We start from the raw sequence: 22579 nt of genomic DNA, 5'->3' as shown, positions 1-22579 counted from the left end.
CGCGACCGCTAGGCAGGTTCCTCGCCCCCGGGGTGGTCGGCCGCGTCGGGGTGCAGCGCGGTCCAGACCCGCTCGGGTGTCAGCGGTAGGTCACGGATCGGGATGCCGATGGCATCGCTGACCGCCGACCCCAGCGCGCCGGCGGTGCACAGCAACGCGCCCTCGCTGATCCCCTTCGACCCGTAGGGTCCGGGCCCGTCGTGGTTCTCGATCCCGTGGGTGATCAGCTCGACGGGCACGTCCTTGAACGTGGGGATCCGGTAGTCGAGCGCCCCCAGGTTGCGGATCACTCCGTGGTCGTCGAGGAGCAGCTGCTCCATCTGGCTGTGACCGAGCCCCATGATCGAGGCCCCCTCGTCCTGGGAGGTGACCTGGATGGGGTTGAGCTCCGTGCCGACGTCGCTGACCGACACGTGCCGGTGCAGCAGCAGCTCACCGGTCTCGACGTCGACCTCCACCTCGATCGCCGTGCAGTTGAACTCGTAGAAGGCCGCGTCACCGCCCAACGGGTGTCCCTTGCGACCGCGCATCCGGGCGGTCCCCTGCCCGACGAACTCACCGCCCAGTGCGCCCAGCGCGATGCGGGACGCCTCGAGCAGGGAGAGCTCGCCGTCGGGAGTGATCAGCACGCCCGGAGCCTCGGAGAGCATCGCCTCGTCGACCCCGGTCGACTCGGCGAAGAGGGCCAACACCCGCTTCCTGATGTCACGACACGCCTCGAGGACCGCGTTCCCCATGAAGACCGTGGAGCGGCTGGCCGAGGTCTGCAGGTCGAACGGGACGACACCGGTGTCCCCACTCACCACGCGGATCTTGTCCAGCGGGCTGCCGAGCTCGTCAGCGAGGATCTGCTGCCAGAGCGTCCGAGCGCCCTGTCCCATGTCGGAGGTGCCGGCGTAGGCGATGGCACTGCCGTCCGCGAGGAAGCGCACCAGGCTCTGGGAGAGGCCGGAGGTCGCCCCGGGCTTGATGGCGACGGCGATGCCTCGACCCCGACCGGGTGCGAGTGGCTGCCCCCACCCGATCAGCTCGGCCGCCTTCTCCAGCGCCTCGTGCCAGTGCCCGTCAGCGGTGGCCTCGTACGGGCCCCGGAAGAACGCCTCACCCACGTTCACGAGGTTCCGTCGGCGGATCTGGAGCCCGTCCAACCCCAGCGCTCGGGCACCGGCATCCAGCTGCGACTCGGTGGCCCATGCGACCTGGGGGGCGCCGAAGCCACGGAAGGCAGTACTGGGGGTGGTGTTCGACATGACGGCGCGCGAGGCGGTGCGGGCATGGGGGATCCGGTACGGGCCGGCACCGACGTAGCTGCCCTTCGTCATGACCCGCGGGGCGACGTCGGCGTACGCCCCGATGAGGAAGTCGCAGTGCAGCTCGTGGAAGATCAGCGCCCCGTCGTCGGCGAAGCCCGTGCGGGCCTTGACCCGGCACGCCGCCCGCCGCATCATCTGGAAGGTCTGCTCGAGCGAGAGCACCAGCCGGCAGGGCCGACCGGTCTGCAGCGCCAAGAACGCCAGCAGCGGCTCGAGCCGGGGGGTCTGCTTGCCTCCGAAGCCACCACCCGGATCGGGGGCGAAGACCCTGACCTGGGACAGCGGCAGACCGGTGACCGTGGCGATGGTGCGTTGCAGCAGATAGGGGTGCTGCACCGGGGAGTAGATGTCCAGGCCGCCCGCATCCGTGGGTACCGCCACGGTGCCGCCCGGCTCGATCGGGAAGTGGGTCACCATCGGGAACGTGTACGTGTTCTCCACGATGACCGCCGCCTCACCGGCCGCGGCTGTCGTGTCGCCCCACTCGTACAACGCGGTCTCCAAGACGTTGGAGTCGCGGTTCTCGTCGTCCTCGGGGCGCCGGGAGGGATCCCTCACGAGCGGGGCCCCGGTCGCCAACGCCTGATCCACGTTGTAGACGCCCGGCCTCTCCTCGAAGGCCACCTCCACCTCCCGCGCACCGGCCTCGGCCTGGTCGAGGGTTTCGGCGACCACCGCCGCGACCGGCTCTCCGTGGAAGAGGACCTCCCCGTCCGCGAGCACGGGGCGATCCTGATGGGAGATGCCGAAGCGAGGAACCGGCTGCGGCAGGTCGGCCGCGCTGACCACCGCGATCACACCCGGCATCTCCATGGCTCGCTTGCCATCGATGCCGGTGACGGTTGCGCACGCCACCGGGAGGGTGACCAGTGCCACCGCGGCTGCATCCGGGAAGGGGAGGTCGGCCAGGAAGTCCTGCTGGCCGCTGACCCGGGCCGCGCCGCCGTAGCGCCGGATCGGCGCTCCCACCGTCCGCAGTGCCTCCCGCTCGGAGCCGTGCTGCTCGATCATCGGGTCGCCCGCTTCCGCGCCGTCAGCTCGACTGCGGCGACGATGCGCTGGTAGCCCGCGCAACGGCACAGGTTGCCCGACATTCCTTCGCGGATCTCGTCGACGGACGGATCCGGGTTGGTGCGCAGGAGGTACTCGGCTGCCATGACCTGGCCCGGGATGCAGAAGCCGCACTGCACGGCGCCGGCCTCGAGGAAGGACTCCTGCAGATCGCACAGGCCGCCCGGCTCCCCGGCGCCCAGACCCTCGACCGTGAGGATGTCGCAGCCCTCTGCCTCAGCCGCGAGCATCAGGCAGCTGTTCACGGTGGCGCCGTCGACGATCACGGTGCAGGCGCCGCACTCCCCCTCGGCACAACAGGTCTTGGTACCCGTCAGACCCAGCTCGTTGCGGAGCGCGTCCATCAGCGTGCGATGGGGGGGTACGGAGACCCTGGCCGACTCCCCGTTGACGCTGCACGTGACAACGACGAGGTCGGCTCCGACCTCGTCGGCGGACTGGTCCTCGGTAGGGATCATGAGCTTCTCCCTGTCAGTCGGTCGGGGTCGGTGCGGCGCGCGGCGGCTCGGAGGACGGCACGTCGGGCGAGCACGCGGGCCATCGCGGTCCGGTACGCCTTGCCGGCACGGATGTCGCCGATCGGCGTCGCCGGCGCCAGCAGAGCGTCGACGGCTCGCTCCAGCTGCTCCTGAGACGTCAGGTCGATCGGCGCGACCGGTCCGCCCAGGAGGGTGGTCGGGCCCAGGGCTCCGAGCCCGACCGTCATGGCACCGTCGGCGTCCACGACCGCGCCGACGCTGCAGGTCGCCAGGTCCACGCCGCGGCGGCGGGTCATCCGCTCGAAGGCGGAGGAGCTACCTGGCGAAGGCCGAGGTACCCGCAGAGAGGTCACCATCTCGCCTGGCTCGCACAGGGTCCGGCGCGGGGCGAGGAAGAACTCCCGCAGGAGACTCGTCCGCTCTCCGGAGACCGAGGTGATGGTGACCGAGGCGTTGAACGACACCAGCGGCGGTGACGTGTCCGCCGCGGGAGACCCGTTGGCGGAGTTCGCGATCAGGCTGGCCCGATTCCGGATGGCCACCGATCCCACCAGCCCTGCAGCTTCGACGAGCGCCGGGAACCACTCACGGACCGTGGGGTGGGCGATGACGTCACCCATCGTCGCCGTGGGGCCGAAGGTGATCCCCTGCTCGTCGACGCTGATCGGCGCCGTCAGGTCCCGTACCCCCTTGATGTCGACCACGAGCGTGGGCTGCGCGCTCCGATGGCGCACGGCGACCAGGAGGTCGGTCCCACCTACCAGGATGCGGGACGTGTGCGGCTGGCTGGCCAGAGCGGCCACCGCCTGTGCGGTCGTCGCTGGACGGTAGTAGCGCACCGACCCTCCTCTCAGCTCGGGAGACCGTGGGACCTAGGGGTTGACGATGATCTTGATCGCGCCGCTGGACCGATCGTTGAACGTGGCCAGCGCCTTGTCGTACTCCGAGAGCGGGAAGTGGTGGGTGATCAGCTCCTCGGCTCGCATCCTCCCGTTGGAGATGAAGGGCATGACGCGGCGCATCTCACCGGCGGAGGCGCGCGAACCGACCAGCTCGAGCTCATCGAGCACGAGGGCCTGACACTTCAGGCTGACGTCTTCCGTCGGGATGCCGACCATCGCGCAGCGACCGCCACGACGCAGCATCGCCATCCCCCAGGTCAGGGTCTCGGGAACCCCCGCACACTCGAGGACCACGTCCGCGCCGAGTCCGCCCGTCAGCTCACGCACCTCGGCGACCGGGTCGCCTGCGCGGGTGTCGACGGTCTCGAACCCGAGGGCGGCAGCCCGCTCGAGGCGGTGGCCGCGCCCCACCACGACCACGCGCGCGGCCCCATCGATGAGTGCAGCGTCGGCGGCCAGGAGCCCGATCGCGCCGGCTCCGGTGATCGCGACCGTGTCCCCGGGCTTGATGTTCCCGCGACGCGCTACGTGCAGGGCGATGCTGGCCGGGTCTGCGAGGGCGCCGACGTCGAAGCTCACGTCATCGGGCAGCCGGAAGATGGCCTTGACATTGTGCACGGCGTAGGTGGCGTTGACGCCCTGTGCATTGTGTCCGTACTGGGCGTGGAGAGCCGGCCTGCCGTAGTTCTCACACAGGTTGTACTGGCCCTCGACACACTTCTGGCAGACCCCACAGGCGCTGTGGCTCGTGCCCGCGACCCGGTCGCCGACCCGCCAGCCGAGAGTGTCCGCGCCCGCACCGAGCGCCACGACGTCACCCGCCCATTCGTGGCCTGGGGTGAAGGGGAACTGGGGCGGCCAGAACCCGGGGTAGTCACCGTTGATCAGGTGGGCGTCCGTCCCGCAGATCGAGACGGAGCGGACTCGGGCCAGGACCTCGTTGCGGCCGGGCTCGGGCACAGGAACCTCGGCGATCTCGAGCACGTTGGGCTCGCGCACCACCAGGGCCTGCATCATCTGCGTCATCGTCGCTCCTGCGAAGGGTCCTGCCTGTTTATCGATAATCGAGGGTAGAGTTTCCAGCAATGTGAGTCAAGCCACTGTCTCGTCACCACGCCAGGGCTCCACGGGTTCCCAGCAGGGAGGGGTTCCCGCATACTATCGATAATCGACTGCCTAGCCATGAGGAGCCGGCCGATGACCAGCACCCCGTTCCCGGAGGCCTCGGGAGACCTCCGCCACGTCGGCCCCGCGGGCCACCAGAGCCCCGCCGAGGTCCTGGCGGCACTCCGGTTGCCGGAGCAGGGGCGGGTGTTCTCGCTGGCGCTGCCGCGATACACCGGGATGCCCCTCTTCGGGTCGCATCCGCCCTTCCAGGTGACGATGTACCGAACACCCGCCGGACTGCGAGGCGACGGCGTCGAGCCCTGGGGGCCGCACAACGAGGTCAACCTGCAGTACATGGCCGAGAACGTCAGCGGAACCGCGCACAGCGGTGCGCACGTGGACGCACTGGCCCACATGACGATCGGCGAGGACGACCACTGGTACGGCGGGGGAAACGCTCGGCAGCATCTCGGCGACCGTGGGCCCACGGTCGGAGACGGCAGCAAGCTGCCGCCGTTCATCCGCCGGGGGGTGCTGTTGGACGTGCCCGGATACCTCGGGGTCGACGCACTCTCGTCGCACCAGCCGGTGAACGCCGATCAGCTCCAGGCGGTGGCCGGCCACCAAGGCGTCACCGTCGGCCGAGGCGATGTCGTCCTGATCCGGACCGGCTACCTGGGCGCGTGGCCGGACACCGAGCGGATGGCGAGGCACACCACTGCCGGGCCCGACCTCTCAGCAGCCCGCTGGCTGTTGGCGCAGGGCGTCGTCGCCACCGGGAGCGACACCGAGACCTACGAGGTCCAACCGGCACCGGATCCGGGCTCCCCGGCCAACCCGCAGCCCGTGCACACCCTGCTGTTGATCGAGCACGGCATCTACCTGTTCGAGGGGATCTACCTCGAGGAGCTGGCCGCCGAGCACATCCACGAGTTCCTCTTCGTCGCCCTCCCCCTGAAGATCAAGGGCACTACCGGTTCGATGCTGGACCCGATCGCCATCGTCTGAGGAAGGTGCACGTCATGAGGCTCCGCCTTGGACACCACAGCCCGCACGTCGACCCGGAGGCGTGGGTCGCTCCCACCGCCGTCCTCGCCGGCGCGGTCACCGTGGAGCGGGGCGCCAGCGTGTGGTTCGGCAGCGTCATCCGCGCTGACGGCGACACGATCTCCCTCGGTGAGCGGAGCAATCTCCAGGATGGGGCGATCGTGCACGCGGACCCCGGGCTCCCGGTGGTGGTCGCCCGGAGCGTCTCGGTCGGCCATGGGGCGGTCCTGCACGGATGCTCGGTCGGGGAGGGTTCCCTGATCGGGATGCGGGCCGTGGTCCTCAACGGCGCCAAGATCGGTCCGATGTGCCTGGTCGCCGCCGGGTCCGTGGTGCTCGAGGGAGCGGAGTTCGAGGCTCGCAGCCTCGTGGCAGGAGTTCCGGCCAGGCGTCGCCGCGAGCTGACCGCTCAGGAGGTCGAGGACCTGGCACGGAATGCGACCGACTACGTGGCCCTGGCCGCTCGCTACCGGGACGCAGGTCCGCAGTGAGCCGAGTCCGGCGGGTCGTCGTGGCCCCTGACAAGTTCAAGGGCTCGTTGCGCGCCGCGGAGGTGGCGGACGCGATCGCCGGCGTACTCGCGCAGCAGCCAGGGCTCGAGGTCCTCAGGCATCCGGTCGCCGACGGCGGTGAAGGCACGGTCGAGCTCGCTCTCGGCCTCGGGTTCGATCCCGTCGACGTCGAGGTCACGGGCCCGCTCGGGCGGCCCGTCCGCACGACGTTCGCCGTGCGCGACCGCACGGCGGTCCTCGAGATGTCGTCCGCCGCCGGCCTGGCCCTGCTCCCGGCGGCGCCTGATCCGCGGACGGCCTGGAGTGCCACCACGTACGGCGTCGGTGAGCTCATCCGTGCGGCGGTGTCGCGCGGGGCGACCTACGTCGTCGTCGGGGCCGGGGGCAGCGCGACGACGGACGGGGGTGCCGGGGCGGTCGAGGCGCTCGGCATCGACGTCGCAGCACTCGGTCGGCACCCGCACAGAGCCGGACGGCCCCGGACCCCGCCCGGCGAGCGTCTGGCCGGCGTCGACCTCGTGGTGGCGTGCGACGTCGACAACCCGTTGACGGGACCCGATGGTGCGGCCAGCGTGTATGCACCGCAGAAGGGCGCGGACCCACCCTGCGTCGCGGCCCTGGAGACGCGGATGACAGCGTGGGCCGACGCCGTCGCCGCGGCGACCGGCCAGGATCTCCGCCACCTGCCCGGCGCGGGCTCTGCCGGGGGCCTCGGCTTCGGGCTCGTCGCGCTCGCCGGAGCCCGTCTCGCCTCGGGCACGAACCTGCTCCTCGAGCTGACCGGTTTCGACGTCGTCGCCGCCTCGGCCGACCTGGTCATCGTCGGAGAGGGCTCGTTGGACAAGCAGAGCCTGCGAGGCAAGGGTCCGGTGGGCGTGGCGCGAGCAGCATCCGCCCGGGGAACGACCGTGATCGCGGTGGCCGGGCGCAACGAGCTGTCGGAGCTCGAGGAGCGTGAGGCCGGCCTGAGCAAGGTGTACTCCCTCGGCGACATGGAGAGTGACCCGGCGGTCTGCATGCGCGACGCGCGGCGGCTCCTCCGGGCCGTTGCAGGCAAGATCGCCGACGACTGGGGTTGACGAGCGACCGCGAGCGAGCGCCGCGGGCGAACGGGACGGGAGGCCGCCGGGTGCCGGTTTCCCCGGGTACCCGGGGAAACCTGCGCTGTTGGGCCGAAACTTCGGCCGATAGGTGCAGGGTTCGGCCGACAAGTCGGCGGTCAGGGGGCGCCCGGGAGGCCGGTGGCGCTGCACTCGGGCTGGAACGACGGGTCGGCCGGCCCGGGCCGGGTCAGCGCATCGAGCACCCAGGCGATCGCGGTCCGGCTCATCGGGATGAACACGTGCTCGGCCGTGTCGCCCGGACAGGAGTCCTGGATGGTCACGTTGGTCGTCCGCTGGCCGGCGGCCAGGAACGCCGAGGTGTAGGGGACGACCACCTCGTCGTACCTGGTGCTGATCTGGGTGTAGCTGACCGACCCCGGGGTCTCGTCGCCGGCGTTCAGCCTGGTGAGGAAGTCCGAGCCGGCGGCCTGCTGGTTGCAGGAGGTGCAGAAGCCGCCGGTGAGCGGGTTGGACTGGTCGCCGGCGACCGTGGTGCCGTGGTTGGACGGCGAGAGCCCGACCAGGTCATCGACGACCGAGGCGCCACCGAGGAACTTGATGTAGTAGCGCGGCATCATGCCGCCCTGTGAGTGCCCGACCATCGAGACCTTCGCGGCGCCGGTCGCGTCCAGGACCTTCGCGGTGAACCGCTTGAGCTGCTTGGCCGACGTCGCGATGTCGCCGGTGCCCCGGTTGCCGTAGTCGAGGGAGAACACGCAGAACCCCTCGGCCACCATCGCCGCGGACAGGTCGTCGAGCAGGCTCTTCCTGTCGCCGAAGGTGCCGTGCACGATGATCACCGGCTCCGGACGCTGCGCGCTGGGCTGGCAGCTCCAGTCGTTGGCCCCGGTCGGCTCACCGAACGGGTTGGTCGGCAGCGGCACGCCGTCCGCGCCGGCGGGCGCGGACAGGCCGGTGACGCCCAGCAGCGCGAGCAGTGAGATGGCGAGGACTCCGAGGGCGCGGCGCATGACCAGCCCAACGACCCGGCGCGAGGGCGGTCACGCGACCCTGCGCCCCGTGACGTCGTACGCCCCCGTGACGTCGTACGGACGGTGTCACCTGTGGCTCCGTCCGGATGACGTCCGGGGGCGCCAGCGGGTCAGTTCTCCTTGGGCTTCTTGCAGACCACCGTGTCGGAGGGCGTGTAGGCGGTGTGGAACTTCTCGACGTGGTCGACCGCGTCCTCGCCGTGCCGGCGGAAGGTACGGGTGACGTCCACGTCGAAGCCGGCGTACCCGGCGTTCGGGTAGCAGTCGGGGGTGGTCAGGGTGCGGGTCGCCGGCTGGCGGTAGTTGTACCGGTCGGAGGTGGTCGTGGAGATGTCCCAGTACTTCGTGGAGTACATCGACACGGTCACCACGCCCTGGGACGAGGACGTCGCCGGCGTGACGTGCGCGTGCACGAGGACGCCGTACGGCGTGTCGTTCTCGAACCGAAGGTCGACCGCGCCCCAGGCGACCGTCGCTTCGCGGCCCACCGGGTAGCGGTCGATGTAGAACGAGTGCGGCTTGTGCTCGATGTCCTTCAGGCCGGCGAAGAACATCGCGTTGAACGTCGTGGTCGCCATCTGCGAGACGCCGCCGCCGAGGTCCTCCTTGAAGATGCCGTCGCTGATGATGAAGCCCTCGGTGAAGCCGTTCTCGCGGGTGCGCTCGCCGACGATGCCGTTGAGCGAGAACTCGTCGCCGGGCTTCAGGACGGTCCCGTCGATCAGCTCGGCGGCCCGGCCGATGTTGATGTTGCGGTACTCGGCGTAGGGGTAGTAGGTCGTGAACGTCGAGACCTGCTCGCGGATCTTCAGCGCCCGGGCGTCCTTGGTCGTGAAGTCAGGATCGGCGACCGTCGACTTCACCTCCATCTCGCGCTCCCCGCCCTCGCGGGTGACCAGCTCGAGGAACGCGTCGCTGACGTCGGAGGGCTCGTAGCTGACGCCGGGCTTGGCCGGGATCACCTTCGGCTTGCCGTCCACCAGGGCGACGGTCGCGTCGACCGGGGCGCCGTCCTGGCTGATCCCGCGGTCGACCAGCGCGATCAGCTTCTTCGCCCTCAGGTCCGGCACCAGCTCGCCGTCCTCGGGCCGCATGCCGAGCACCGCGCCGTACTCGACCGGGTCGAGCCGGACCGGCGAGTCGCCGAAGACCAGGGTCACCGGGCCGGACATCGCGGGGTTGGCGAACGTCTCCAGGGCCTCCTGGAGGTCGGTGGCGTCCACCTCGGGCTGGGCGGTGCGCAGCTCGAGCTCGACGTCGGCCGCGTCCTCAGCGGTGTACGCCGTGGTGATCGCGAGTCGGGCCGCCTCGGGTTCGATCTCCTCGCCGGAGGTCGGGTCGGTGACGACGACCTTGCCGTCGCGGAACCTGACGTCGCCGTCGACCGGTGGGGTGCCGACGTCCTCGGCCACCTGGTCGAGCGCGGCGGAGAACGCCGCCTCGTCGACGTCGAGGACCGGGTCGAGGTCGTCCCCGCCGGTCCAGTAGTCCCACAGCCGCCCGGGACTCCAGCTGCGGCCGCCGCCGGCGTCGGACACGGAGGCGGCGTAGTCGACGCTCAGCCCGGCCTCGCCGGGGTCGATCGTGCTGCGCTCCCCGTCGGCGCTCATCCGGATCGGCCGGTCCACCCGCTCGGCGAGCCCGGCCCGCAGCGCCGCCTCGGCGTCGGCCGGGGTACGGCCGCCGATGTCGACACCGGCCACCGTGGTGCCGCGCGGCACCTTGTCGCCGGCCGCGAGATACAGGGCGCCGTACGCCGCGGCCGCCAGCAGGACGAGCCCGGCGAGCATCAGCAGGACGACCTTGCCGCCCTCCTTCTCCCGGGCGGGCACGGTCGGCTGCTGATTCACGGGCGCCATCCTAGGAGACCTCCTTGCGCGGCCGGGGCAGCGTGGCGATCCCGACGATCACCAGCACCAAGGCGGCGCCGAGCACGGCGTACCCCGAGGCGTCCTGGCTGATCAGGTAGTCGCCCTCGGGGCGCGGGAAGGTCAGCCACCCGACCACGAGGTCCCAGCCGACCACGAACGCCAGCCGGGACCACCACCCGGCCGGCAGCGCCGCGACCGCCGCGGCGGTGGCCACGAGGCCGAGCGCCAGGCCCCAGCCGATCGGGTGCAGGGCGACCACGGCGACACCGGTCACGGCGCCGGTCACGAGCAGGCCGACGGCCGCCAGCCACCTCATCCCGACCGAAACCCAACGACCCCAACGAACCCGACGCACCCGAGCCGGGCTCAGAGCCCGGCGAACAGGTCGGTCTCGAGGCCGTCCTCGTTGAGCTCGCCGCGCTCGCCCTTGGCGAGCCGGAAGAACTCCAGCCCCCAGGCGACGTTGCCGACGTTGTTGGACAGCGCGAAGAACGGCCCGTCGGTGGTGATCTGTGTGGCGTGCGCGCGCATCGCGGCCAGCTTCTTGTCCACGTGCTCCTGGGCGTCGACGACCGCGGACAGGTCCTCGTCGGCGGTGACGAACGGCGGCAGCGGGCCGTCGGGGTCCATGCCCTCGAAGGCCGTCGTGTCGCCGGCCTCGCGCAGCGCGCGCAGGGCGGAGCGCATCCGGCTCTCCGACATCGCGCCCCAGTAGACCTTCACGATGTCCCAGGCCGCCCCGAGGTCCTTGCGGTACGACGGGACCGCGGCCAGCGCGGCGGCGTACGTCGCGACCCGGTGGGCCTGGATGTGGTCGGGGTGGCCGTAGCCGCCGAACTGGTCGTAGGTGACCAGCACCTGCGGGCGCACCTCTCGGATCACCTCGACGAGGTGGTCGGCGGCCGCGGTGAGGTCGGCGTACCAGAAGGCGTTCTCGTGGATGTCGTCGGCGGGAACGGCATGGCCGTCCTCGTGCCACTTCATGCCGCTGTCGCGGTAGGTCCCGAAGCCGCCGAGGTAGCGGTGGTCGGTCACGCCGAGCTCCGCCATCGCCGCCGCGAGCTCGCCGCGCCGGTGCTCGCCGAGCCGGTCCTCCTGATCCGCGGCCAGGTGGGTGAGCTCGGGGACGAGGATCTCGCCCATCTCGCCGCCGGTGCAGGTGACCAGCGTGACGCCACGGCCCTCGGCGGCGTACTTCGCCATCGTCGCGCCCTGGCCGATCGACTCGTCGTCGGGGTGGGCGTGCACGAGCAGGAGCCGCTGGTCGAACGTCATGGGGCGATCCTAGGGAGGTCGGAGGGGTCGAGCTGCCGGGCCGACGGCCGGTCCCGTGAACACGACAACCGCTCGTGGCCGCTGGATCTTCCACCGAGCCCTGGGATCAGTGTCGCCCACCTCGACTCGTACACGCCCCCCAAGCGAACTGGTGTCACCATCGAGGACGCCGTGGCAGCCGTGCGGGAGGTCCGAGAGGACTCGTGAGCCTGGCTGTGATCGATGCGTCCGTGCTGACGGCCTTCTACGGGGCGGACGACCCGAGGTACGACGCGGTGGTGGCCCGGCTTCGCGCCGGCGACGCGCTGTTCGCCCCGGCGCACATCGACGCCGAGGTCGTGTCCGCCCTCCGCCGCCTCGCCCGGGGCAGGCCCGCCATCGAGTCGGCCGTGCCAGCGGCGCTGCACCATCTCGCGGGTCTTCCGTTACGTCGGGCACCCCTGGCGCCGCTGCTGCCCCGCATGTGGGAGCTGCGAGAGGACCTCACGGCGTACGACGCGGCCTACGCGGCGCTCGCCGAGCGCCGCAATGGCACCTTGGTCACCGCCGACCGGAAGCTCGCATCCGCAGGCGGCCCACGCTGCGTGATCGATGTGATCGGCTGACCGGGGCCGCCGTGGGTGCTCGTGGCGAGACAGCCGGCGGCAGCTACTGCCGCTTGATCGTCCGCGGCCCGGTCGGCAGGTCGAGCGGCGCAGGGGCGGGCGGCGCGGGGGCGTCGTCCTCCAGCCAGCCGTCGTACTGCTCGACGAGCAGCTCGAGCTCGATCGCGGGCGCGTCGGTCAGCACCGCCCAGGGGTGGTCCTCGTCGTCGTCCTCGCCCGCGAGGCGGTCCCGCGCGGCGTGCGCGTCGTACCCGAGCGCGATCAGCCGCGCGACGACCGCCTGGGCGTCGTCCTCGTCGAAGAAGATGCCATGCACCCGCCGATCATCCCAGGAGCGCGGGACGCAGGGCGACTAGGAACGGCCGGTCGGCAGCGAGCCAGTCGACCGCGTCGAGCTCGCCGGCGCCGAGCCAGCGGACCCGGTCGTGCTCGTGCGGCGTGGGCTCGCCGGCCACCAGCCGCGCGAGCGCGACCCTCAGCACGTGCCGGTCGCCGATGGCGACCTCCTCGGGGAGCCAGGCGGTCACCTCGACGGTGCAGCCGAGCTCCTCGGCGACCTCGCGGACCAGGGCGTCGTCCGGGGTCTCCCCCGGCTCGACCTTGCCGCCGGGGAACTCCCAGCGCCCGGCCGCCTCGGCGGGGAAGGTACGGCGGGCCGCCAGCACCCGCCCGTCGCGCAGGATCGCCGCGCCCACCACTGCCGCCACGCGGACGACGCTACCGTGATCGGGATGCAGCTCACTCGCACCGACGACCTGGCCGCGGAGGTCGACGCGCTGGCCGCGAGGTACGGCGGCCGGGTCGGCCTGGACGCCGTGCTGGGCGACCTGGACCGGCGGCTGCGGCGTACGGTCGCGCCGTGCCGGTCGCGGCACCGCGCCTGGACGTGGGACGCCGCCGACCGGCGGGACCGGGTCTGGTGGCCGCAGGGCGTCTCCCCCGGGCCGAGGCCGGGCGTCCTCGGCGTGACCTGGTACACCTCGGGCGGCGGGTCCCGGCTGAGCGTGCTGGACCTGCAGGCACGGCGCTACCGGCACGTGACGCTGGTGCGGCCCACTGCGGACGGTTACGAGCCGCTGCGCATCCACGCCGGCGGGCTGGCCTGGAGCGGGTCCACGCTGCACATCGCCGCGACGAGGGCCGGCCTGTGGGCCTGCGACACCGGCGACGTGCTGCGTACCGACGCCGGCTACGTGCTGCCGGTGCGGCACCGGCTCTCGATCACCGGGGCGTCCGGGGAGCCGCTACGGTTCTCGTTCGTCTCGACGGAGCCGGGACGGTCGGGGTCGCTGGTCGTCGGCGAGTACGGCAACCGGCGCCAGACCCGCCGCCTCGCCCACCTCCACGCCGACGGCGGCCCGGTCGAGCTCGTCGAGGCACCCGGCGGCGGCGTGGTGCGCGCCCAAGGCGTCGTCCGGACCGGCGACTCCTACGTGTTCACGGCCTCCCACGGGCCGTGGGTGCCGGGGTCGCTCTGGACCGGGCGGCCGGGTGCGCTCCGCGAGCGCCGCTGGGCAGTGCCGATGGGTCCGGAGGACCTCGCCTCCTCCCCCGACGGCCGCCGGCTCTGGACGGTGACCGAGCACCCCCACCGTCGTTGGATCGTCTCCCTGCCGATGCCGTCAGACGGTGGTTGAGGTACGACGAGCGCCCCAGCGAGGAGCCTCGAAACCCCTCCGAAAGTATGTCCAGACATGCGACAAGCGCCACCGAATCGGCGGCGCTTGGTTGCCGGGCGTAAGAGACCGTATGCCCTAGGGTGAGACAGGCGGTCCGGACCATTCTCGCGCAGCGGCAAACAGAGAATGGCCCGGACCGCGTCTGTGTGTCCCGACTTGTTGCTTCAGTTGTACGGGGGTTGCGGGAGCAGGGCCCCCGGGAGGGCTGGCTCCGGGACAGTCACTCTTCTGTCCCGGAGCCCGCCCGTTGACGAACTACCGGGTCAGCGGATGCGCTTGCTGGCCTGGTCGCGGAAGGTCAGCGTGGTGGCGCCGATCTTCACGGTGTACTTCGTCTTCTTGGCGCCGTTGCGGTCCTTGATCTTGAAGACGATGTTGCCGTTGTCGTTGAGGACGCCGGACTTCACCTTCTTGCCGTTCTTCCACAGGGTCGCCTTGGCGCCGGCAGCCTCGTTGATCGCGTTGCCCTTGACACGGTCGATCTTGCCGCCGCGGCCGCTAACGACCAGCTGCGGGTCGACCTTGGTGGTGCCGAACGCCACAACGTCGGTCTGCTGCCCCTCGGGGATCAGCTCACCGTTGACTGCGGCGGCAGTGCCGTCAGGGGCGTGGAGGACGGCAGTGACCGTAGCCTCGCCGGCCTTGGCGCCCTGGAAGACGTAGGACGCCTCACCAGCAGCGTTCGTCGTGCTGACCGAGTTGCCGTCACCATCCTGCAGGTCGTCCGGGCCGGTGCGGTAGAACACCACGTCGTACCCGGTGAGCGGCTCACCGTTCTGGTCCACCGCGGTGTACGTCATGGTCACCGTGGTGCCGACCGGCTGCGTTGCCCCACCCGTGTGGGTGAGCGCGAACGTCGACGCAGCGTAGTCGATCGCGTACCAGTTGATCGTCTCCGAGTGGCCGGTCACCGTCTTGGTGCCGGTCTTACGCAACGCGTCGAAGGTAGTCGTCAGCGGGGTGCTGTCGGTCCACGTGTTCGACGGCGCAGTCCACGAACCGGTCAGAACCTGGTCACCCGCAGCGGTCGCAGAGGCAATCAGGGCGGCCGTCTCGTCCTTCAGCTGGGAGTTCACCGGGCTCGCCGGGCTGAACGTCGCGCTGTCGGTGTCGTCGGAGACGTTGACCGGGACGTCGTCGACCAAGTTGCCGAACTGGTCAGTCACGAACAGGTTGTAGTTCGCCGTCTCGGTGATCGGCGCCTTCGGCAGAACCGTGATGGTCTGGTCCTCGTCACGCTCGATCTTCACCTCGCCGCCGTTCAGCGGGTTGACCGAGTTGAAGGTCACCGAAGCGAGGTTGTTGGCCGACACTGAACCGACCGTCGCCGAGATGGCGGCGACGAGCGACGAAGCGGTGTCGAACGCACTGTCCTTCTCGACGATCACAGTCACCCAGGCAAGGCCGTTGGCGTCAGTGGTGACCGTGGTGGTGCTGCCAAGGTCCTTCCACTCGCCGTAGAGGCCACCCTCTGCGGGTGCCGGGTCGGCCTTCAGGGCGCCAGCGGTTGCGGCAGGCGTCGTGAAGGACCCGTGGTTGGTCGTGAGCGTCACGGTCTGGTTGGCGAGCTCCGTACCGGCGCCAGCGTCACCGTTGGTCACCTTGACGCGGAAGCTCACCGGACGACCCGGGGTTGCCGCGTTGTCGATGAGCTCTTCGTACGGGTCGTTCTCCGACTCGTCCACGGTGGTCGTCGCCGGGTCATCGGCGGTCGAGTCGCTGTCCGCCACGAGGGTGATCGACGCCGGAGCGGCCTTGACCAGGAAGTCGACGGTCAGAGCCTCGGTCGCATCGGAGCCCACCTTGTCCGCGCCGGTCGCACCGGTCGCCGTGAGGGTGTCGCTCGTCTCGTCGGTCTGCGTGGCCGGAGCAACAGCAGACGGGTCGGTGACGGCGATCCCGAAGGCACCGTCAGCCTGAGTCTTGACCGTCGCGCTGGTGTTGCCGGTGCGCGTGGTGCCAGCCGGCTGGTTGGCCTGCGGCGCGAGAACAGCGTCGTGCGTGCCGGTGGCGCCGTGGGCGTAGGTCACGCTGAGGTCGCGACCAGCCAGACCGGTGCCGTCGGCCAGCGCGAGCTTGCCGTCGAAGGTCTGAGTGGTGCCAGCCTGACGCTGCGCGGGTGAGGAGTCCGCCCACACGACGTCGGACTCACCGGTCTTGATCGACACCGGGTCCAGACCGAGGTCGCCGGCCTGCTGGCCCGGGGTGGTGTCGCGATTGACGTAGGCCTTCAGGGTGTAGGTACCACCCGGATTGCCATCGATGCCCGAAGGAAGCGCGAGCTCAGCGATGCCGTCCGTGCCGGTCGCAACCGGCGTCATGTTGTAGGTCTGCGCCTTGTCGGTCGTCGTGGGCTTGAACGGAACGTAGTCCCACGCGTAGTTGACCGTGGCGTCGTAGGCGTTGCCGTTCTGGTCCTTCACGGTCACCGTGAGGTCACCACTAGCGAACTCGTCGATGTCGAACGCGTCGCCATCGATCGACTTGAACGAGATCGAGTCGGGAGCAGCGGTGTACTCCGAGATCGTCACATCGGCGGCGTACTCCGTGCCGCTGTTGTAAGTGGCGTCCAGGTTGTCGTCGGCGAAGTAGCGGTGCGTGCCCTTCTTGACGCCCGTGTAGACGACCTGGCCCTTGCTGTCGGTGAACGCAGACGTAGTAGTCCCGTTGTCAGTGCCGCCCGACGGAAGAACCTTGACGCCCGCGACCGGCTTGCCGTTCTGGTCCGTCACAGTGACGGTCACGTCGGTGCCACCACCGGTGGTGACGGTGCTCTGCTTCGCCGCGGCGCTCAGGCCGTTGATGGTCTGCTTGTAGGCGTTGTAACCCTGCGCGTCACCGGTCTCCGGCGTACCCACGCCAGCCTGAACGGCGAACTGGTTCGACGCGCCCGTGCCGGTGGAGTCCAGGAGAGTGCCGTCGACGGGAACTACCGCAGTGAACGAGCGGCTGGTGTCGCCGGTGCCAGCAGTCCCGATCGACACTGTGCCGGCGCCCGCGCCCCCGAGAACAGTCTCGACGGTCGGGGTGCCGGTAAGGGCGGAGGTGGTACCAGAGACGATGGCGCTACCGGTGGTGGTGGTGCCATCGTTCGGGACATAGAAGCCGACAGCTCCGGCCGGGGCGTCGAGCTCAATGGAGTCGGCGGTCGTGGAGACGCGGACGCTCGTAGCGTCGTCAGCAGTGCCGACGGCCAGGCCGTCCTGGTCGAACGCGGCCGCCGTGATGGTGACGTCGGTGTTGTACACCGAGGCCGGCGGCGTCCACTCGATGACGAAGGTGCCGTTGGAGTCGCGAGTCGCGGTCCCGATCGCGTGGTCGGCGCCATCGTTGTAGCTGAAGTCGACGCGAGTCGCGTTGACCGGCGCGTTGGCGACGAGGCTTACAGTCGCGTTCTGGCCATCGTTCTTGATGGAGACGTCTTGGCTATTGTCGGACGCCGGCGACAGCAGCGTCGGGTTCGAACCCGCCTGCTGAGCCAGGGACTCGGCGGAAGCCGAGGAGGCGAGGAACGGAAGACCCGCCACCGCCATGGCGGAAACGGCAGAAACTGCCAGCCCCCGCTTGATGCCGCTGCTGTTCATGCTTGTGTTTCCTTCCGGAGTGAATAGAACGGGAAGTGTGCCCGCCCCTTTACATGGAGCCCGAGAGCCCCGTGTGCAGCACTCGCATACGGATCCTGAGTGCCAAGCAGGACCTTAGGGATGTGGCCCGGCCCACGGCGTTGTTGTTGCGGGCGTGTTGGAAACCTGCAATAAATGGTCCTGGGTGGCAGGGACGTACTACGGACGACGCCCGGCGATCGGGGGATCATGTCAGTGGAGCGCACCACTCCGCCACCGCGGCGGCGCGGCCGGCCCCAGCGGCTCCCCGAAGACCCCCATGCCCTCGGCTCCGGCCTGGTCGGGTGCGACCAGCGGGTCGCCTGGCTGCTCACCGTCGCCCGGGTGCTGGGCCCCGATCCCGACCTCGCCCGCCGCGACGGCTTCATCGCGGCGCTGCGCGAGCGCGACATCCTGGTCGACGCCTCCCGGGTCTCGCGCTGGGAGTCCGGGCTGCAGCCGCTGCCCAGCCGGGTGGCCGCGACGTACGAGTCGGTGCTCGGCCTGATCCAGGGCTCGTTGGTGTCGGTCGCCGGCGGCCCGCGGCGCAGCTTCGGCACCGGCCCGAGCCCGCGGGAGAGCCTCCTGGGCGACACCGAGATCTCCGATTCCGAGCTGGACCGGCTGATCGAGCTCGCCGAGACCGGCCAGGCCACCGGCGCCGACTGGCTCCACCTGGCCGACCACTTCAACCGGTTCGACCGGGTCTTCCTCCGCGAGGACGACTGGACCCGGCTGTGCCACCGGCTCGTGACCGAGCTCGGCTCGGCGGTCGGGACCGGCTACGTACGCCGCTACGAGGCCGCGGCCGCCTTCATCCGGCACCCCAACGCACGCCGACACCTGATCCTGGCGGTCGGCAAGTTCGTCACCGACCCCGACACCCAGGTGGTCGCGCCGATCCTGAACCTGCTCGGCGAGGTGCCCGACCCGGCCGCGGCCGCGCTCACGCTGCGGATGCTCTCGGCCGACAGCGAGAACAAGTACCTGCGCCGTGCGGCGTCGTCGGTGGCCGCGGTGAAGCTGGCTCGGGGCCACTTCGACGAGGCGGCGCTGCCGCGCCTGGAGTCGCACGTGCTCGGGGCGTTGCGTCGTGCCGACCCGCTGGACGGCCGCCTCGACGCCTTCGACCTCGCGGTCCGGCTCCCCGCGGAGTCCTGGCAGCGGGTGATGGGCGGTCTGCGGACCCGGCGCGCCTACGGCCTCGTCGACCAGGCGCGCACGGGCGACGAGCTGCTCCCGGCCGCCCGGGCCGCGTCCCTGGTCGCCGACCTGGCGCCGGCCGTGCAGGCCGACACGCCGTCCCACCAACAGCAGGAACCCGACCTGATGCTGCGCCGCCTGCTGCGCGAGGCGTTGCTGCACTCCCACAAGCCGCGGCGCCACCACGCGGCGCTGCTGATCGCCGCGTCGCCGTACGCTCCCGCTGCGGCGCGCCACTGCCTGCGTCTGGCCACCGACGGCAACGACCTGCTCGCCGCCCGCGCCTGGACCGTGCTGATGCGCGTCGGCGACAGCGAGCTCCGCGACCAGGTCGTCGAACGCGCGATCGTGGAGGAGCGCCCGACCGTACGGGCCCGGGCGCTGGTCAACGCCGGCCTCGGCGGCGACCTCACGCCCGAGCAGAGCGCGACGATCGCAGGCGGGTACGACGCCGCGCGCAGCCTCGAGCGGCACGCGACCCTCTTCGCGCTCGGGATGGCCGGGGCGCCCGAGCTGGCGCGTCTCGCCGAGTCCGAGGACGCAGAGACCCAGCGCGGCGCGAAGTGGTGGCTGAGCCAGGGGCCGGCCATCCACGACCGGGACGTCCTCCAGGGCTGAACCGCGGCCCGAGCCCGAGGACGAGAACGGCACGGGCCCACGGCGGTGCTCGCCGCGGACCCGTGCCGTCGAGGTGCTGCTAGACGATCAGCGGATCCTCCGCTTGTTCGTCGTGTCGCCCTTCGTCGTGTCCGTCGCCATCACCCGGGCGACGTACTTCGTGAAGCGCTTGCCGTTGCGGTCCTTGACCCGGAAGGTTGCCTTGCCGTTGGCGTTGAGCTCACCGGTCGCGATCAGGGTCCGCTTGCCGCGCTTGACCTTGTAGAGCTTGACCTTCGCTCCCGCTGCGGCGGCGGGCGCCTTGACCGTCAGCCGGTCCGCGCGCCCACCGTTGCTGACGCCGGAGAGCCTGGCCACGATCGGGGCCGGCGGCTTGACCCAGATGACCGGGTCGGACTCCACCGCCACGGTCTTGCTCCCAACGGCGGCGTTGCCAGCCGCGTCGACGAGCACCTCCCCGGGCGTCATCGTCGCCTTGAGCGTCTGGGTGGTCGGCGCATCCGAGAACGCAGTCACGCCCGGACCGGAGTTGACGAAGTCGGACAGCGTCTTGTCCTGGGCCTCGTCGGTGTCGAAGTCGGCGATCGGAGAGTCGTCGGTCACCCGCGCGTCCTCGTCGCCGGCCAGGTTGCCGAACTGGTCGTGGACGTAGAGTTGGAAGTCGACCCGCTTCGTGGTCGACACCGGGCCCGCCGGCTCGCCCTGGGCCCGCTCGAACGAGGAGTCCCCGGCGTTCAGCAGCGCCCTGACGTCGTAGGTGATCGACTTCTTCTGCGTGACGTCGCCCGCCTTCACGGTCACCGTCAGCTGGGTGAGACCGTCGTCGTCGAAGCCGGCGTCCTTCTCGATGGCGGCGACCAGACCCGTGGTGCCGAGCGCGCTGCCCGAGTCCGCGGTCGTCACGGTCTCGTCGGCGCCGTCGTTCTGGAAGTACCCCCACAGGTCACCCTGGCGGTCGTGGCCGGACGCGAGGGTGAGGTCGTCGGTGGACTCGGCGTTGGGGCTCAGGAACCCCTTGTCGACGCTCACCTGGACCGGGACGTCGCCCAGCTTCGGGTCGTTGCTCGGGTCGTCGTCCCCGTCCGCACCACGCACGGTGATGTCGAGGTCGACCGGTACGCCGGGGCCAGCCGCGGAGATGCCCGTTCCGCTCGGCGCGAGCACCTGCGTCCCGATGTCGATCCCGCTCACCGTGGGGGTCTCACGGAAGGTGACCGAGATGCTGTCGGTCGCGTCGGCCGGGCCAGGCGTGGTGTCGCCGGTGTTCAGGCCGTCAGCCACTGCGGTGAGGGTGCCGGTCTCGTCCGTCGGCGGCACGTTCGGCGGGGGCGAGGGGTCAGTGAGCGAGACCGAGAACGAGCCGTCCGCCGCGGTGACCGCGGTCGCCTGGAAGGCGCCGTCGCGCTCGGTCCCGGCAGGCTGGTCGGTCGAGAACGAGGCGTCTCCACCGACCCCGGGGTTGTAGCTGACGGTGACCGTACGCCCGCCCAATGACCCGGATCCGTCCACCAGCGCGAGGGTCCCCTTGATCGTGACCGATCCGTTGACCGGGGCGCCCACGGCGTCGCCGTCTGCGAACGTGATCTCGGATTCCGCGACGTCGACCGTCACGGGGGTGCCGTTGAGCAGCCCCGACCCGTTGACGTTCGGGCGCCGCACGCTCAGCGTGTAGGTGCCGGCGGTTCCCCAGGTCGGGAAGGGCACGGCGACCTGACCCTTCGCATCGGTGGTGCCGGCGCTGGTGAACCCACCGTCGGTCGGCGTCCCACCGCCACCGGGCACGAAGTGCCAGCTGTACTCGATCGGCTCGCCGGCGATCGGCTCACCGTGCTGGTCCTTCAAGGTGGCGACGAAGTCGTCCCCGTTCTCTGCGCCGCTCACCTCGTCGAGGTCGAAGTCGCGGTAGCCGTCCACGGTCGAGGCCGCCAGCGTGGTGTTCGTCGGCACGTACTCCGTGATCGTCACCGGCGCGGATGCGACATCGCCGGCGCTCTGGGTGTCCACCTCGGAGGTGGTGTTCGCGTAGAACGTGTAGGTGCCGGCCCCGAGGTTCTCGAAGGTGGCCACGCCGCGAGCGTCGGTGCGTTCCGCAGCCGTGGCGGAGTCGTCGGGCAGGGTGTCGGGATCACTGCCGTCCGGCTTGTTGTAGTCGACCAGGGCGTTCGCGACCGGCTTGCCGTTCTGGTCCTTGACGGTCACGGTGACGTCGGCCGTCTGTCCGGTCGGCACGTTGGTGCGCGAGGCCGTCGCCGACACGGTGGAGATGTGTTGCACGTAGAGCGTCGATGCCTCGACGTCGTCGGTGGCGCCCGCGCCCTGGGTGGCCGCCCCGAGCGCGATCTGGTTCGGCTCGGCACCCCCGGAGTAGGTGTAGCCGTCGATGTTCAGCACACCCGAGAACGCGCCATCGGTAGCCGGAGCAGTGACGGTCGACGACGCGGTGGCCGTGCCTGCGGGCGTCGATGGGTTGGCGCTGCGCGTGCTCAGCTCGACGTTGCCGGCGTCAGAGGTGGTGCCGGAGACACCGACGTAGTCGCCACCGGAGTCCGCGGCATAGGGGCTCTGGAAGACTCCGAGACTGCCCTCGCTGCTCAGCTCGACGGTATTCGCGATCCCGTCGCTCAGCACCATCTCGGCCCCGCTGGTCGCCGTGTTGTCCACGCCGGTGTTGGGGATCGCGGAGAATTCCACCGCCGTGGTCCCGGCCGGGAAGCTCGGGGCCCAGTCGAAGCCGAACACGCCGTCGACGTTCCGGGCGACCGGGCTTCCGATGTTGATGGGCGTGCCGCCGGGAGTCAGCGTGGCCCGGAACTGGACCGAGTTGACGTTCGTGCCGCCGCCGACCACGAGGGAGATCGTGGAGTTCGAGCCGTCGTTCTCGGCCGAGACACCGGTCGCGTACTGGCTGTAGAACGTCACGGCGTCGGGATCGATGCCGTTCGACAAAGGGTTGGCCGACGCCGGAGACGCGAGCAGCGGCAGTCCAGCCAAGGCCAGTCCCGTCACGGCCGTGACGGCCAGGCCGCTCTTGATCCCGCTGCGACTCATCTGATTCCTCCTGGAGGTCGCGCCGGGACGCTCCCGCACGCGCACGTGGACACGCCGATCTCGGGGCAGCCCACGATCACCGGCCTTGACCGGGCACGGGGCTCCCTGCCCACGCCCCGCACACCCGAGGAAACGATGCGGTCCGCCGGACG

The 22579-nt window shown here is 70.8% G+C and carries 18 protein-coding genes; 6 read left to right on the top strand and 12 right to left on the bottom strand.

Annotation, left to right across the window (positions count from 1 at the left end):
- Window positions 1-8 precede the first annotated feature (8 nt).
- The 4 genes from QMC84_RS18755 to QMC84_RS18740 are packed head-to-tail and all read right to left on the bottom strand — an operon-like array spanning window position 9 to window position 4791.
- Window positions 9-2324 (bottom strand): xanthine dehydrogenase family protein molybdopterin-binding subunit, encoded by a 2316-nt coding sequence (locus QMC84_RS18755; protein ID WP_300377395.1) that lies wholly within the window; start codon window positions 2322-2324, stop codon window positions 9-11.
- Entirely contained in the window at window positions 2321-2842 is a 522-nt protein-coding gene (locus QMC84_RS18750; protein WP_300377393.1) for a (2Fe-2S)-binding protein, read from the bottom strand. The genes QMC84_RS18755 and QMC84_RS18750 overlap by 4 nt, the downstream gene beginning before the upstream one ends.
- A complete protein-coding gene (locus tag QMC84_RS18745) occupies window positions 2839-3702 on the bottom strand; it encodes an FAD binding domain-containing protein (protein ID WP_300377391.1) in 864 nt (287 codons plus the stop codon). The genes QMC84_RS18750 and QMC84_RS18745 overlap by 4 nt, the downstream gene beginning before the upstream one ends.
- 33 nt (window positions 3703-3735) lie before the next feature.
- The gene (locus QMC84_RS18740; protein WP_300377389.1) at window positions 3736-4791 is read right to left on the bottom strand and encodes a zinc-binding dehydrogenase; all 1056 of its coding nucleotides are present in this window, start codon (window positions 4789-4791) and stop codon (window positions 3736-3738) included.
- A 171-nt stretch (window positions 4792-4962) separates the two neighbouring features.
- Between QMC84_RS18740 and QMC84_RS18735 the strand changes: the two genes are divergently transcribed.
- The 3 genes from QMC84_RS18735 to QMC84_RS18725 are packed head-to-tail and all read left to right on the top strand — an operon-like array spanning window position 4963 to window position 7510.
- Window positions 4963-5880, top strand: coding sequence for a cyclase family protein (locus QMC84_RS18735; RefSeq protein ID WP_300377387.1), 918 nt, complete (start codon window positions 4963-4965; stop codon window positions 5878-5880).
- 14 nt (window positions 5881-5894) lie between these two features.
- On the top strand, window positions 5895-6410 hold the full coding sequence (locus QMC84_RS18730) for a gamma carbonic anhydrase family protein (RefSeq protein ID WP_300377385.1): 516 nt from the start codon (window positions 5895-5897) through the stop codon (window positions 6408-6410).
- On the top strand, window positions 6407-7510 hold the full coding sequence (locus QMC84_RS18725) for a glycerate kinase (RefSeq protein ID WP_300377383.1): 1104 nt from the start codon (window positions 6407-6409) through the stop codon (window positions 7508-7510). Before QMC84_RS18730 ends, QMC84_RS18725 begins: the two co-directional genes overlap by 4 nt.
- Before the next feature lie 140 nt (window positions 7511-7650).
- Here the strand turns inward: QMC84_RS18725 and QMC84_RS18720 are convergent, their stop codons facing one another.
- The 4 genes from QMC84_RS18720 to mshB all read right to left on the bottom strand — a co-directional run bounded on the left by QMC84_RS18720 (window position 7651) and on the right by mshB (window position 11672).
- Complete coding sequence (locus tag QMC84_RS18720; protein WP_300377381.1) at window positions 7651-8505, bottom strand: alpha/beta fold hydrolase; 855 nt, start codon at window positions 8503-8505, stop codon at window positions 7651-7653.
- 131 nt (window positions 8506-8636) lie between these two features.
- Window positions 8637-10376, bottom strand: a complete 1740-nt coding sequence (locus QMC84_RS18715) for a VanW family protein (RefSeq protein ID WP_300377379.1) — start codon at window positions 10374-10376, stop codon at window positions 8637-8639.
- A 10-nt stretch (window positions 10377-10386) separates the two neighbouring features.
- Window positions 10387-10713 carry a hypothetical protein gene (locus QMC84_RS18710; RefSeq protein ID WP_300377377.1) on the bottom strand — a complete coding sequence of 109 codons (327 nt, stop codon included), beginning with the start codon at window positions 10711-10713 and terminating at the stop codon, window positions 10387-10389.
- 50 nt (window positions 10714-10763) lie between these two features.
- Window positions 10764-11672 (bottom strand): N-acetyl-1-D-myo-inositol-2-amino-2-deoxy-alpha-D-glucopyranoside deacetylase, encoded by a 909-nt coding sequence (gene mshB / locus QMC84_RS18705; protein WP_300377375.1) that lies wholly within the window; start codon window positions 11670-11672, stop codon window positions 10764-10766.
- A 203-nt stretch (window positions 11673-11875) separates the two neighbouring features.
- Between mshB and QMC84_RS18700 the strand changes: the two genes are divergently transcribed.
- Window positions 11876-12277 (top strand): type II toxin-antitoxin system VapC family toxin, encoded by a 402-nt coding sequence (locus QMC84_RS18700; RefSeq protein ID WP_300377373.1) that lies wholly within the window; start codon window positions 11876-11878, stop codon window positions 12275-12277.
- A 43-nt stretch (window positions 12278-12320) separates the two neighbouring features.
- Here QMC84_RS18700 and QMC84_RS18695 read toward each other — a convergent pair whose 3' ends face one another.
- Entirely contained in the window at window positions 12321-12593 is a 273-nt protein-coding gene (locus tag QMC84_RS18695; protein ID WP_300377371.1) for a hypothetical protein, read from the bottom strand.
- A 7-nt stretch (window positions 12594-12600) separates the two neighbouring features.
- Window positions 12601-12984: a (deoxy)nucleoside triphosphate pyrophosphohydrolase gene (locus QMC84_RS18690; protein ID WP_300377369.1), complete on the bottom strand. Its 384-nt coding sequence runs from the start codon at window positions 12982-12984 to the stop codon at window positions 12601-12603.
- Between the two features lie 24 nt (window positions 12985-13008).
- Here QMC84_RS18690 and QMC84_RS18685 point away from each other — a divergent pair, with 24 nt between their 5' ends.
- Window positions 13009-13914 (top strand): hypothetical protein, encoded by a 906-nt coding sequence (locus QMC84_RS18685; protein ID WP_300377367.1) that lies wholly within the window; start codon window positions 13009-13011, stop codon window positions 13912-13914.
- Between the two features lie 305 nt (window positions 13915-14219).
- Here QMC84_RS18685 and QMC84_RS18680 read toward each other — a convergent pair whose 3' ends face one another.
- A complete protein-coding gene (locus QMC84_RS18680) occupies window positions 14220-17540 on the bottom strand; it encodes a hypothetical protein (RefSeq protein WP_300377365.1) in 3321 nt (1106 codons plus the stop codon).
- Window positions 17541-17774: 234 nt separating this feature from the next.
- On the opposite strand from QMC84_RS18680, the gene QMC84_RS18675 reads away from it, so the two are divergent.
- Window positions 17775-19379: a hypothetical protein gene (locus QMC84_RS18675; RefSeq protein WP_300377363.1), complete on the top strand. Its 1605-nt coding sequence runs from the start codon at window positions 17775-17777 to the stop codon at window positions 19377-19379.
- An 87-nt stretch (window positions 19380-19466) separates the two neighbouring features.
- Here the strand turns inward: QMC84_RS18675 and QMC84_RS18670 are convergent, their stop codons facing one another.
- The gene (locus tag QMC84_RS18670; protein WP_300377361.1) at window positions 19467-22427 is read right to left on the bottom strand and encodes a hypothetical protein; all 2961 of its coding nucleotides are present in this window, start codon (window positions 22425-22427) and stop codon (window positions 19467-19469) included.
- Window positions 22428-22579: the final 152 nt, after the last annotated feature.

The sequence above is a fragment of the Nocardioides sp. genome (assembly GCF_030019515.1).
Lineage (GTDB): Bacteria > Actinomycetota > Actinomycetes > Propionibacteriales > Nocardioidaceae > Nocardioides.
Note: the sequence above shows the minus strand (reverse complement) of the source record. Positions and strands in the feature narration are given on the sequence as shown.

What these genes read in the sequence shown, in the direction of transcription:
- QMC84_RS18740 (WP_300377389.1), bottom strand. Translation starts at nt 4,791, where the DNA reads ATGACGCAGATGATGCAGGCCCTGGTGGTGCGCGAGCCCAACGTGCTC.
- mshB (WP_300377375.1), bottom strand. Translation starts at nt 11,672, where the DNA reads ATGACGTTCGACCAGCGGCTCCTGCTCGTGCACGCCCACCCCGACGAC.
- QMC84_RS18710 (WP_300377377.1), bottom strand. Translation starts at nt 10,713, where the DNA reads ATGAGGTGGCTGGCGGCCGTCGGCCTGCTCGTGACCGGCGCCGTGACC.
- QMC84_RS18670 (WP_300377361.1), bottom strand. Translation starts at nt 22,427, where the DNA reads ATGAGTCGCAGCGGGATCAAGAGCGGCCTGGCCGTCACGGCCGTGACG.
- QMC84_RS18735 (WP_300377387.1), top strand. Translation starts at nt 4,963, where the DNA reads ATGACCAGCACCCCGTTCCCGGAGGCCTCGGGAGACCTCCGCCACGTC.
- QMC84_RS18730 (WP_300377385.1), top strand. Translation starts at nt 5,895, where the DNA reads ATGAGGCTCCGCCTTGGACACCACAGCCCGCACGTCGACCCGGAGGCG.
- QMC84_RS18750 (WP_300377393.1), bottom strand. Translation starts at nt 2,842, where the DNA reads ATGATCCCTACCGAGGACCAGTCCGCCGACGAGGTCGGAGCCGACCTC.
- QMC84_RS18755 (WP_300377395.1), bottom strand. Translation starts at nt 2,324, where the DNA reads ATGATCGAGCAGCACGGCTCCGAGCGGGAGGCACTGCGGACGGTGGGA.
- QMC84_RS18720 (WP_300377381.1), bottom strand. Translation starts at nt 8,505, where the DNA reads ATGCGCCGCGCCCTCGGAGTCCTCGCCATCTCACTGCTCGCGCTGCTG.
- QMC84_RS18685 (WP_300377367.1), top strand. Translation starts at nt 13,009, where the DNA reads ATGCAGCTCACTCGCACCGACGACCTGGCCGCGGAGGTCGACGCGCTG.
- QMC84_RS18680 (WP_300377365.1), bottom strand. Translation starts at nt 17,540, where the DNA reads ATGAACAGCAGCGGCATCAAGCGGGGGCTGGCAGTTTCTGCCGTTTCC.